Annotated in this window: 7 protein-coding genes; 2 read left to right on the plus strand and 5 right to left on the minus strand. The window is 72.2% G+C overall.

Annotated features, from left to right (window positions below; translation table 11 throughout):
* The first annotated feature begins 279 nt into the window (after positions 1-279).
* Together ACIPSE_RS02570 and ACIPSE_RS02575 are read left to right on the plus strand one after the other, a co-directional pair.
* Positions 280-2,082 (plus strand): glycoside hydrolase family 3 N-terminal domain-containing protein, encoded by a 1,803-nt coding sequence (locus tag ACIPSE_RS02570; protein WP_401656579.1) that lies wholly within the window; start codon positions 280-282, stop codon positions 2,080-2,082.
* Between the two features lie 123 nt (positions 2,083-2,205).
* Positions 2,206-2,829: a hypothetical protein gene (locus ACIPSE_RS02575; RefSeq protein ID WP_401656581.1), complete on the plus strand. Its 624-nt coding sequence runs from the start codon at positions 2,206-2,208 to the stop codon at positions 2,827-2,829.
* A 60-nt stretch (positions 2,830-2,889) separates the two neighbouring features.
* Here ACIPSE_RS02575 and ACIPSE_RS02580 read toward each other — a convergent pair whose 3' ends face one another.
* From ACIPSE_RS02580 to ACIPSE_RS02600, 5 genes are all read right to left on the minus strand, one after another.
* On the minus strand, positions 2,890-4,320 hold the full coding sequence (locus ACIPSE_RS02580; protein ID WP_401656583.1) for a S28 family serine protease: 1,431 nt from the start codon (positions 4,318-4,320) through the stop codon (positions 2,890-2,892).
* 100 nt (positions 4,321-4,420) lie between these two features.
* Positions 4,421-4,813: a hypothetical protein gene (locus ACIPSE_RS02585; RefSeq protein WP_401656585.1), complete on the minus strand. Its 393-nt coding sequence runs from the start codon at positions 4,811-4,813 to the stop codon at positions 4,421-4,423.
* A 104-nt stretch (positions 4,814-4,917) separates the two neighbouring features.
* Entirely contained in the window at positions 4,918-8,619 is a 3,702-nt protein-coding gene (locus ACIPSE_RS02590; RefSeq protein WP_401656587.1) for an ABC transporter ATP-binding protein, read from the minus strand.
* Positions 8,620-8,828: 209 nt separating this feature from the next.
* Positions 8,829-9,632 carry an endonuclease I family protein gene (locus ACIPSE_RS02595; RefSeq protein ID WP_401656589.1) on the minus strand — a complete coding sequence of 268 codons (804 nt, stop codon included), beginning with the start codon at positions 9,630-9,632 and terminating at the stop codon, positions 8,829-8,831.
* A gap of 216 nt (positions 9,633-9,848) precedes the next feature.
* Entirely contained in the window at positions 9,849-12,221 is a 2,373-nt protein-coding gene (locus ACIPSE_RS02600; protein WP_401656591.1) for an ArnT family glycosyltransferase, read from the minus strand.
* Positions 12,222-12,262 lie beyond the last annotated feature (41 nt).

Here is a 12,262-nt window from a genome sequence, read left to right on the forward strand (position 1 = left end):
CGGGAACCCCGCCACACCCCCCTCCGTCCAACCCGCAGGCTGTCGGAGAGTCACCGCGGTGCGGTGTCGGCCTCGCTGCTGGCTGCGAACGCTGACGAACCCTCTCCGCCGTACCGCGGCCGGCAGCACGCCGCCATCGGCGCGCCCCCCTCCAACAGCGCCGATGGCGGCCCCCGAATGACGTACGGTGCGCGCACTCCCTTGACTGGCAGAAACTTCCCGGATACCTCTGTCCCCACGGAAGTTTCCTTCAGCGGATCACCTCCGGAAGGAGCGCACGTGCCCTCCAGACGTACCGTCCTGACCGCCACGGCGGGCGTGGCCACCACCCTGGCGCTCGGCGGCACCGCACACGCCGACGCCGGGACGCGCGACGCGAAGAAGCCCGACGACAAGAGACTGCGCGCCCTCATCGGCCGGATGACGCTCCCCGAGAAGGTCGGGCAGCTGTTCGTCATGCGGGTCTACGGCCACTCCGCCACCGACCCCGACCAGGCCGACATCGACGCCAACCTGAAGGAGATCGGCGTCCGTACGGCCGCCGAGCTGATCGACACGTACCGCGTGGGCGGCGTCATCTACTTCACCTGGGCGCACAACACCCGCGACCCGCACCAGATCGCCGACCTGTCCAACGGCATCCAGCGCGCCTCCCTGGAGCTGCCGCGCGGGCTGCCCGTGCTCGTCTCCACCGACCAGGAGCACGGCATCGTCTGCCGCGTCGGCGAGCCCGCCACCCTGCTGCCGGGCGCCATGGCCGTCGGGGCGGGCGGCTCGCGCGGGGACGCCCGGACCCTCGGCCGGATCGCGGGCCGGGAGCTGCGGGCGCTGGGCATCCGGCAGAACTACTCCCCCGTCGCCGACGTCAACGTCAACCCGGCCAACCCGGTCATCGGGGTGCGCTCCTTCGGCGCCGACCCCGGTGCGGTCTCCGCACTGGTCGCCGCCGAGGTCCGGGGCTACCAGCACGACCGTCAGGTCGCCGCCACCGCCAAGCACTTCCCCGGGCACGGCGACACGGCCGTCGACAGCCACTACGGCTTCCCCGTCATCACCCACACCCGCGCACAGTGGGACACCCTGGACGCGCCGCCGTTCCGGGCCGCGATCGCCGCCGGCATCGACTCGATCATGACCGCGCACCTCATGGTCCCGGCCCTCGACGACTCCGGCGACCCGGCCACCCTCTCCCGCCCCATCCTGCACGGCATCCTGCGCGAGGAACTCGGCTACGACGGGGTCGTCGTCACCGACTCGCTCGGCATGGAGGGCGTGCGCACCAAGTACGGCGACGACCGGGTGCCCGTCCTCGCGCTCAAGGCGGGCGTCGACCAGCTCCTCAACCCGCCCGACCTCCACGTCGCCTGGAACGCCGTCCTCAGGGCCGTCCGGGACGGGGAGCTGACCGAGGCGCGCCTCGACGAGTCGATCCTGCGGATCCTGCGCCTCAAGGCGCGGCTCGGCCTCTTCGAGGACCCCTACGTCAGCCAGCGCGAGGTCACCCGCACGGTCGGCGTCCCCGCCCATCTCGCCGCGGCCGACCGGATCGCCGAACGCACCACGACCCTGCTGGTCAACGAGGGCGGCCTGCTCCCCCTCACCCCGCGCAGGCTCCTGGTCACCGGCGCCGACCCGGCCTCCCCGTCCGGGACGACGGGCCCGCCCACCGGCGTCCTCGCGACCGCGTTCGCCGAACTCGGCTTCAGGGCCACCGCCCTGTCCACGGGCACGGCACCCTCCGCCGCGGCCGTCGCCGCGGCCGTCGCCGCGGCGCGGGACGCGGACGCCGTGGTCGTCGGGACGTACAACCTCAACAGCGCCCAGAAGTCCCTCGTCGAGCAGTTGACGGCGACCGGACGGCCGGTGGTGGCGATCGCGATCCGCAACCCCTACGACGTGGCCCAGCTCCCCGGGGTCCCCGCCTACCTCGCCTCCTACTCCTGGACCGACGTCGAACTGCGCGCGGCGGCCCGGGTGATCGCCGGGCGGGTCGCGCCGCGCGGGCGGCTGCCGGTGCCGGTGCAGCGGGCCGACGATCCGGCCCGGGTGCTCTACCCCATCGGTCACGGGCTGTCGTATTAGTCGTATCGCGCGTACGCCGCGCCCCCGGCGCACGCCCCCCGAACGACGCAAAGCCCTCCGTATGTCTGGCGTGCGCCCGCCCGAGCGGGTCACGCTGGACGGGGGTGGTCCGGGGGGATGCCGATGGGTGAGAGATGGTTCAGGGGCGTGCTGGGCGCGGTGCTCGCCGCCGTGTGCCTCGGCGGGTGCACGGGGTCGCCGGGAACCGCGCGCAACGACGGCAGGCTGAGCGACGAGGTGACGCCGGCCCGGCCGACCGGGTACGGGGCGGTGTTCCTCGCGGTCGACGAGTGCAGTTCGTTCGGCAAGACCAGCTTCACCGAGGTGCCCTGCACCAGTGAGCGGGCCGCGGCGCGGGTCGTGGCGCGCTTCGACGGGACGGTCGCCGACGGTCCGGCGTGCCCCGGCACCACCGACTTCGTACTGCACATCAGCGAACAGAGCGAGTCGTCCGACGAGGACGGCGACGGGGCCGTCCCGCAGGGCTACGCCTGTATGCGCAACCTGCTGGCGCCGCACCCCGGCGACCCGGGCGGCGGGGGCGGTCCGCGCACGATCGTCGGGGACTGCGTCTACGGCTCGGGCGACGGGCAGGTCCGGGAGACCGCCTGCGACGGCAAGGGAGAGCGCAAGCCGCAGTACAAGGTCGTCAAGGCGGTCGCCACCCGCGCCCGGTGCCCGGTCTCCACGGCCCTGTACGTCGACCTCGGCGGCGAGGAGCCGGTGGGCTGCGCCCGGCCGCTGTAGCGGGCGGCCGGGCGCAGCCGACGGTCGACGGCTTACTGTTTACTGCTTCCTGCTTCCTGCTTACGGGCGCAGCGCGGGCTCTCGCTCCACGTCGCGCACGTCCAGCCGGGCGTCGAACGTCGCGAGCGGCTTCGCCTGCTCGACGGCGGCGGCCGGGACGCCCGCCCAGTCGAGGATGCGGGCCGTGGCGAAGGCCTTCTGGTCGGCGACCAGACCGGCCACGTTCGCGCCGTGGTTCATACCGGGCGCGGTGAGGACGTAGCTGTCCTTCGCGCCCTTGTCGACGCGGAACCGCTCCGAGCCCCACGGGTCGTTCTGGCCGTAGACGTAGAGCATGTGACGGGCGTTGGTGCGCACCCAGGTGTCCACGTCACGCATCGCGTGCGGCTGGAACCTCGTCGGGATCTCCCGCGGCACGAAATTGCGCGGCGGCTGGTAGCCGTAGCGGATGTACTTCTTCTCGATGTGCGGGAAGCGGATCGTCGGCGCGCCGAGCTGGGTGGCCGCCTGGTAGAAGTACGGCGTGTACGGCTCCAGGCCCTGGTCGGTGTAGAAGGAGAACCCGGAGACCGTGTCGATGGACGCCCAGATCTGGTCGTCGGTCGCCGTCTTCGCGTCCGGCGGGATCAGCTCGTCGTCGGCGCAGTTGGCCAGCAGGTTGTACTGCCAGAAGCCCCACACGTAGTCGAGGACGACGGCCTCGTACGCCTTGTCGAGGCTGCCGACAGTGGTGAAGGTGAAGCCCTCTGCGGCGGCGTACTCGGCGTACTTCTTCTCCAGCGGCCCGCGGCGCACGAGGGCCTCGCGCTGCACGGCGTTCAGCCGGTCGCGGCACTCCTCGGTGCCGACGGAGGCGAAGAAGCGGTCGTAGGCGGAGTCCTCGTCGTTGACGACGTCGTTGGGCGCGACGTAGGCGACGACTCCGTCCATGTCCTTCGGGTAGAAGCGCTCGTAGTAGGTGGCGGTCATGCCGCCCTTCGAGCCGCCCGTGGCGATCCAGTTCCGGTCGTAGATCTTCTTCAGCGCCTTGAAGATGCGGTGCTGGTCGCTGGCCGCCTGCCAGATGTCCAGCTTGGTCCAGTCGGCCGGGTCGGGCCGGGACGGGGTGAAGAAGCGGTACTCCATGGAGACCTGGTTGCCGTCCACGATCTGGGTGGGCTCGCGGCGGCCCGGGTTCGTGGAGACGTTGTAGCCGCCGGTGTAGAACACGGTGGGCCGGCTGACGTCCTTGTGCAGCACGGTGATCCGCTGCTGGAAGGTGCCCTTGGACGGGTGCCGGTGGTCGACCGGCTGGGTGTAGTTGAGGACGAAGAAGCGGTATCCGGTGTAGGGCTTCTCCTCGATCAGGCTCATCCCCGGTATGGAGAGCAGCTGTTCCTTGATGTCGGTCGTACCGGTGGCCTCCGGCTCCGCGGCGGTCGCCGCACCGGCCGTGCTCAGCGTGCCTATGAGCACGGTGAGCGCGAGCAGCCATCTGAGCGCCTTGCGCATGCACCCTCCCCTGTGAGACAGATGTGCGAGCCGGAAGCTATCGGAGCAACTCGCCGGTGCACCAGGGGAGATGGGGAAAACCCTCGCAGATCAAGGGTGTTCAGTACCGTTTCCAGCCGCCCGAGTCATACCTTCCGTCCCCCACCCGCCCCTTGATCCACACCTTGCGGCTGCCGACGTACGAGGTCACCGGGCCGGCGTGGCGCGCGTACCAGCCCGAATCCTCGACGGCCTCGAAGCCGCGCACCCGGAGGCTGACCGCCATCCAGCGCTGGCCGCCGGACCGCTTGGGGAAGGTCATCGCGCAGAGGTAGGCGCCGCTCTTGTAGAGCTTGACCGAGCCGGTGGCGAAGGTGAACGTCCGGATCTTGCGCCCCGCGCAGGAGTCCGGCGCGGCGTACGCCGTCCCGGGCACGGCGACCGCGAGCACCCCGGAGACGGCGAGCCCGGCCAGTACGACCCCGAGCCGCCCCCGCACCCCACTGCTGTCCACTGGCGTCCCTCCCGTACCCGGCCGAAGAGCGTACTGATGTACGGACGCCCGACGTATGTCGGACGGTTGCACGACCGTCAGCGATTCAGCCCACCCGCAGCCGCTCAGGCCACCAGCGGCTCGTCCTCGCCCACGAACGTCCGCCACAGGGCCGCGTACCGGCCGTCCCGGGCGAGGAGTTCGTCGTGGGTGCCGTCCTCGACGACCCTGCCGTGATCCATGACCACGACGCGGTCCGCGCGGGCGGCGGTGGTGAGGCGGTGGGCCACGACCAGGGTGGTGCGGCGGCCGGTGAGGCGGTCGGTGGCCTGGTTGACCTGGGCCTCGGTGGCGAGGTCCAGGGCCGCCGTGGCCTCGTCGAGGAGCAGGATGTCGGGGTCGACGAGTTCGGCGCGGGCGAGCGCGATGAGCTGGCGCTGGCCGGCGGAGAGGTTCCGGCCGCGTTCGGCGACCTCGTGGAGGTAGCCGCCGTCGAGCGTGGCGATCATCTCGTGGGCGCCCACCGCGCGGGCGGCGGCCTCGACCTCGTCGTCACCGGCGTCGGGACGGCCATAGGCGATGGCGTCACGGACCGTGCCGGGGAACAGGTACGCCTCCTGCGGGACGACGCCGAGCCGGTGCCGGTAGGAGGTCAGGTCCAGGCCGCGGACGTCCTGGCCGTCGACGGTGACCCGGCCGCCGGTCGGGTCGTAGAAGCGGGCGACCAGCTTGACGAGGGTCGACTTGCCCGCGCCGGTCTCGCCGACGAAGGCGACGGTCTGCCCGGCGGGGATGCGCAGGGCGATCCCGCCGAGGGCCTCCTCGCCGTCCCCGTAGGCGAAGTGGACGTCCTCGAAGGCGACCTCGCCCCGCAGGGAGGGCACGTCCAGGGGCTCGTCCGCGGACTTCGTCGAGGTCGGCTCGCGCAGCAGTTCCTGGATGCGGCCGAGGGAGACGGTCGCCTGCTGGTAGCCGTCGAAGACCTGCGAGAGCTGCTGCACGGGCGCGAAGAACAGGTCGATGTAGAGGAGGTAGGCGACCAGCGCGCCGGTGGTGAGGGTGGCGTCGTCGATGCGTCCCGCGCCCGCGACGAGCACCGCCGCCGCGGCGACCGACGACAGCAGCTGCACGAACGGGAAGTAGACCGAGATCAGCCACTGCCCCCGGATGCGCGCTTGCCGGTAGCTGTCGCTGCGCTCCGCGAACCGCGCCCCGCCGTCCCGCTCGCGCCGGAACGCCTGCACGATCCTGAGCCCCGCGACCGACTCCTGGAGGTCGGCGTTGACCACCGACACCCGTTCCCGGGCGAGTTCGTACGCCTTCACGCTCGCCCGCCGGAAGAAGTACGTGGCGACGACGAGCGGCGGCAGCGTCGCGAACACGACGAGCGCGAGCTGCACGTCGAGCACCAGCAGGGCGCCCATGATGCCGAAGAAGGTGACGACGGAGACGAACGCGGTGACCAGCCCGGTCTGGAGGAACGTCGACAGCGCGTCGACGTCGGTCGTCATCCGGGTCATGATCCGCCCGGTCAGCTCCCGCTCGTAGTAGTCGAGTCCGAGCCGCTGGAGCTGCGCGAAGATCTTCAGGCGCAGGGAGTACAGGACTCGCTCGCCGGTCCGCCCGGTCATCCGGGTCTCCCCCACCTGCGCCGCCCACTGCACGGCCACCGTCAGCAGCCCCAGCAGCGACGCCGCCCACACCGCGCCGAGGGCCGCCTCGCCGACGCCGCTGTCGATGCCGTGCCGGATCAGCACGGGCAGCAGCAGCCCCATCCCGGCGTCCACGGCGACGAGCGCCAGGCTGAGCAGCAGGGGCCGCCCGAAGCCGCGCAGCAGCCTGCGCAGCCCGTACGACTCCTCCGGCGTCACCGCGCGCGTCTCGTCGATGTCCGGGGTGTCGGTCGCCGGGGGCAGCGCGTCGACCTGGGCGAGGAGTTCGGGCGTGGCGGGCGTCCCGGCGAGGGCGGTGTCCTTGGGCCGGCGGTCACCGGTCCACAGCCGGGGCGTGACCCCGCGCTCGGCGTCGAACTCGGCGTCCAGCTCGTCGCGCACCGAGGTGTCCTCGGCGGGGGCGGCCGGCAGGGCGTGGCCGGGCGAGACGCCGCCGAGTTCGTCGGGGTCGGTGAGGAGCCTGCGGTAGAGGGCGGAGCGGCGCTCCAGCTCCTCGTGGGTGCCGATGTCGGCGAGGCGTCCGTCGTCCAGGACGGCGATGCGGTCGGCGAGGTTGAGGGTGGAGCGGCGGTGCGCGATGAGGAGGGTGGTGCGGCCCTCCATGACCTGTTTGAGCGCCTCGTGGATCTCGTGCTCGACCCGGGCGTCGACCGCCGAGGTCGCGTCGTCGAGGACGAGCAGCCGCGGGTCGGTGAGGATCGCGCGGGCGAGCGCGACGCGCTGGCGCTGGCCGCCGGAGAGGGTCAGGCCGTGCTCGCCGACCTTGGTGCCGTAGCCCTCGGGCAGCTCCCGGACGAAGCGGTCGGCCTGCGCGGCGCGGGCCGCCGCCTCGATCTGCTCGTCGGTGGCGTCGGGACGGCCATAGGCGATGTTGGCGCGGACCGTGTCGGAGAAGAGGAAGGAGTCCTCGGGGACCAGCCCGATCGCCGCGCGCAGCGAGTCGATCGTCAGCTCGCGGACGTCGTGGCCGCCGACCAGGACCGCGCCGTGCGTGACGTCGTAGAAGCGCGGCAGGAGGAGGGAGACGGTGGACTTGCCGGAGCCGGAGGAGCCGACGACGGCGAGGGTCTCGCCGGCGCCGATCTCGAAGGAGAGTCCGGCGAGGACGGGGGCGCCGTCCTCGTACCCGAAGGACACGTCGTCGAACTCGACGGTCGCCGGGGCGTCGGCGGGCAGCTCCTTGGTGCCGTCCCTGAGGCTCGGCTCGGTGTCGATCAGCTCCAGGACGCGTTCGGTGCCCGCGCGGGCCTGCTGGGCGACGGTGAGGACCATGGCGAGCATCCGGACCGGGCCGACGAGCTGCGCGAGGTAGGTCGAGAACGCGACGAACGTGCCGAGGGTGATGTGCCCGCGCACGGCGAGCCAGCCGCCCAGCGCCAGCATGGCGACCTGGCCGAGGGCGGGGACGGCCTGGAGGGCGGGGGTGTACCGGGCGTTGAACCGGATGGTGCGCAGCCGTCCCGCGAACAGCCGCCGGCCGACCTCGCGCAGCTTGCCGGTCTCCTGTTCCTCCTGGCCGAACCCCTTGACCACGCGCACGCCGCCGACGGCCCCGTCGACCACGCCCGCGACGGCGGCGGCCTGGGCCTGGGCGTACCAGGTGGCGGGGTGCAGCCGGGACCGGGAGCGCCGGGCGATCCAGGCGAGGGCGGGGGCGACCGCGAGCGCGACCAGGGTCAGCGGGATCGACAGCCAGGCCATCACGACCAGGGAGACCAGGAAGAGCGCGAAGTTGCCGATGGTCATCGGCAGCATGAAGAGGAGGCCCTGGATGAGCTGGAGGTCGCTGGTGGCGCGGCCCACCACCTGCCCGGTCGACAGCTCGTCCTGGCGGCGGCCGTCGAGACGGGTGATCGTCGCGTACATCTCCGTGCGCAGATCGTGCTGGACGTCGAGGGCGAGCCGTCCGCCGTAGTAGCGGCGGACGTAGGTGAGGGCGTAGACGACGACGGCGGAGGCGATGAGCAGGCCCGCCCAGGTCCCCATCGACCTGCTGTGACCGCCGATCACGTCATCGATGATCACCTTGGTGATCAGCGGCACGAGCGCCATCACGGCCATGCCGACCAGGCTCGACCCGAGGGCCAGGACGACGTCCTTCGGATACCGCCAGGCGTACCCGGCCAGCCGCCGTGCCCATCCCCGTTCCGCCACGTGCCCGTCCTCCACTCGCCCGGTCCTGTGCTCGGCCGGTCCGCCGAAAGGCCCGGTCCGCCGGAGGTCACAACGCCGGTGAGCGGCGATTTCATCCCGCCGCAACAATTGGGGCGGCTCCGCACACGGCCGAGCCGGCCCGCCCCGGGTGGGGCGGACCGGCTCGGCGTGGTGCGGGGCGACGTGTGGGGGGCCGTCGCCGCGGAGGTCTACCAGATCGCCTCCACCCACTCCGGGTGGTCGATGAACGGGTTGCGGTTGTGCTGGTAGGTGTCGTAGATGACCTGGTTGCGGTTCTCCTCGAAGGCGCTGGGCGGGTCCTCCTCGTTCCAGGCCTTCAGGACGGACAGCCGGCCCATGTACGGGTTGCTGCCGTTGCCGACGCTGTCGTTGGGCTCCAGGTCGGCGAAGCCGTCGTCGCCCTCGTAGCGCACGGCCATGTAGAGGATCATGCGGGCCACGTCGCCCTTGTCCGCGTCGCGCGGCTCGAAGGAGTTGGAGTCGACGAGGCTGCCGCCGCCGTTGGTGACCGCGCTGCCGCCGTTGTCGAAGTCGAGGTTGCCGCGGGTGCTGTTGACCTGGACGTCCGCGGGCCGCAGGTGGTGCAGGTCGGTGCCGGGGCCGGTCACCTCGCCGAAGTCGCCGTGGGACTTGGCCCAGGTGTGCTCGCGGTTCCAGTCGCCGACGTCACCGCCGTTGAGGGACTTGCTGCGCGAGACACCGCTGTACAGCAGGATCACGTTGCTGCTGTTGTTCGGGTCCTGGTCGGTGACCTTGAGCGCGTTCCAGACCGCGGAGTAGGAGATCTTCGTCTGGCTGCTGATGATCGTGTGCAGCGAGGACTTGAGGCTCGTACCGGTCTTGCCGATCGCGTTCTTGTAGTACGTCGAGTCGTACGCGGTCGTCGTCGCGGCGGCCGGCGTGGCCGTGAGCGCCGGGGCGGTGAGGCCGACCATGACGGCTGCGGTGGCGAGGGCCACCGACTTCCCTCGTCGTATGCGTGTCGCCAGCATAAGTGGGGTCCCATCTACGCGGGTTGAATGGAGGCGGCAAGCGAGAGAGTGACATGGACATGAGGCCATGTAAATGGAATCCGCGTGTCCATTCGGTGACCGGGAACGGCAAATCGGGCCTTGTCCACGCGAGTTGACTCACGAAGACGGCCCCCGACCGGATGGTCGGGGGCCGTCGAGGGCCGTCGGGCTGCCGAAGGGTGTTCCGCCGGGACCTCAGCTCACGTCGGAGGCGTCCAGACGGTAGAGCGAGGAGGAGTCCGACGAAGACGAGCCGGACGACGAGGAGTCGGACGTAGCGGAGTCGGACGACGAGGAGCCGGAGCTGTACTCGCTCTCCTCGACCGCCGTGCCGTGCTCCTTCACCCAGTTCGACACCTCGGTGCTCAGGCTGTTCCCGCCGCCCATGCCACCGCCCATGCCGCTGCCGCCGATCTGGATGTAGTGCAGCTCGCCCTTCTTCACCAGCTCCTTGAGCCGGGCGACCGTCATCGCGTTGTCGGAGCCGGTGAAGCCCCACATGGAGATGACCGGGACCCGGGCGCTGACCTCGATCTGCGCGGCGCTCTGCGAGTTGGAGACGGCGAGCAGCCACGTGGCGCCGTCCCGGTGCTTCTTCAGGTACGCGAGCAGCTCGCTGTCGACGCCGCCGCCCATGCCGCCGCCAGCGCCGCCGCCACCGCCACCGCCGGGCATCTGCCCACCGCCGGGACCGCCGCCGGTGCCGCCCTGCTCGGTGCCTCCAGGCATCTCGCCGCCGCCGGGCAGCTGCCCGCCACCGGTGCCGCCGCCCGGCATCTCGCCGTTCTGGCCCTGCTGTCCGCCGCCGGGGAACCCGCCCTCGGGTGCGCCGCCTGCCTGGTTGCCGCCTTGTTGGGTGCCGCCGCCCTGCTGCGTACCGCCGGGCATCTCGCCGCCGCCGGGGAAGCCTCCCCGGCCACCGCCACCGCCACCGCCTCCGCCGCCGAAGCCGCCGTTGCCCGTGGAGGGCCCGGCCGTCGGGTTCGTGCCGCCCATGCCGCCGCCCGAACCGGTCGGCACCGACCAGGCGTACGCGGCGGGACCGGCGACCGAGGCGACGACCGCGGCGGCCAGGGAGGCCGCGAGCAGCCGCGCCCGGTTGCCGCTCGCGGAGCGGAAGACCAGCAGGCCCACGACGGCCAGGGCCATCACGGCGAGGACCGTCGGCCACAGCCAGGTGTTCCAGCCGGAGGCGCGGCGCAGCAGCACGGCCGCCCACACCGCCGTGACGGCGAGCGCCGCCGGGAGGACCCACACCCACCGCTTGTCGGCGCGGAAGGCACGCCACAGCATCACGCCACCGCCGCCGCACAGGGCCGCGATGCCGGGGGCGAGCGCGGTCGTGTAGTACGGGTGCATGGTGCCCTCGGCCATGGCGAAGGTCAGGTAGTGCAGGCCCAGCCAGCCGCCCCACAGGACGAGGGCCGCGCGGGTCAGGTCGGTGCGCGGGGCCCGGCCGCACCGGATCAGACCGGCGACGCAGGCGAGGGCCGCGAAGGGGATCAGCCAGGAGATCTGGCCGCCGAGGATGTCGTTGAAGAGCCGGCCGAGGCCCGCCGTGCCGGAGAAGCCGCCTCCGCCTCCGCCGCCACCGCCGCCGTTGCCCTCGCCGCCGAGGACCCGGCCCAGGCCGTTGTAGCCGAGGATCAGGTCCCAGGCGGTGCCGTCGGTGGAGCCGCCGATGTAGGGGCGGTCGTCGGCGGGCACCAGGGAGACGGCCGTGGCCCACCAGAAGCTGGAGACCGCGAGGACCACGCCCGCGAGCAGCAGGTTCACGATCCGCTTCACGAGCTTCGGCTTCGCCGCGTACAGGTAGACGGCGAAGACGGCGGGCAGCGCGATGTAGCCCTGGAGCATCTTGGTGTTGAAGGCGAGGCCGAAGCAGGCCGCCGAGCCGAGCAGCGGCAGCAGCCGGCCGTCACGGGTGGCGCGCAGCGCGAGGGCCGCGCCGGACACCATGAGGAAGACCAGCAGCGTGTCGGGGTTGTTGTCCCGGTTGATGGCGACGGTGATCGGGGTCAGGGCGAGGACGAGCGCGGCGACCGTCGCCGCGCCGTGGCCCCAGACCCGCTTCACGGTCGTGTGCAGGATCCAGATCGTGGCGAGCGCCAGCACGATCATGGGCGCCATCATCTGCCAGGTGCCGAAGCCGAGGATCCGGCAGGACAGGCCCATGGCCATCAGCGCGAGCGGCGGCTTGTCGACGGTCAGGAAGTTGCCCGGGTCCAGGGAGCCGAAGAACCAGGCCTTCCAGCTCTGGGTGCCCGCCCAGACGGCACCGCTGTAGAAGGTGTTCATGCTCTGGCCGGACAGGTTCCAGGCGTACAGGGCCGCCGCCAGGACCAGGATCGCGATCAGCGCGGGCAGGGACCAGCGGGGCGCCTTGTCCGGGGTCGCCGTGGGCGGGGCGGGCGGCGGCCAGTCGGAGGAGACGGCCGTGGCCCCGGCCCCGGTCGGGGAGTCGGACCCGGTCCCGCTCGGGGAGTCGGGCCCGGTCCCGGACTCGCCGGCGGACCCGGTCGCGGTCTCGGACTCGGTGTGGGGGTGTGGATCGGTGGCAGATGTCACCCGAGCATGGTGCGGACCCCTCGTGAGCGCGCGCTGTGCCG

The sequence above is a fragment of the Streptomyces sp. NPDC090106 genome, assembly GCF_044747265.1.
Lineage (GTDB): Bacteria > Actinomycetota > Actinomycetes > Streptomycetales > Streptomycetaceae > Streptomyces.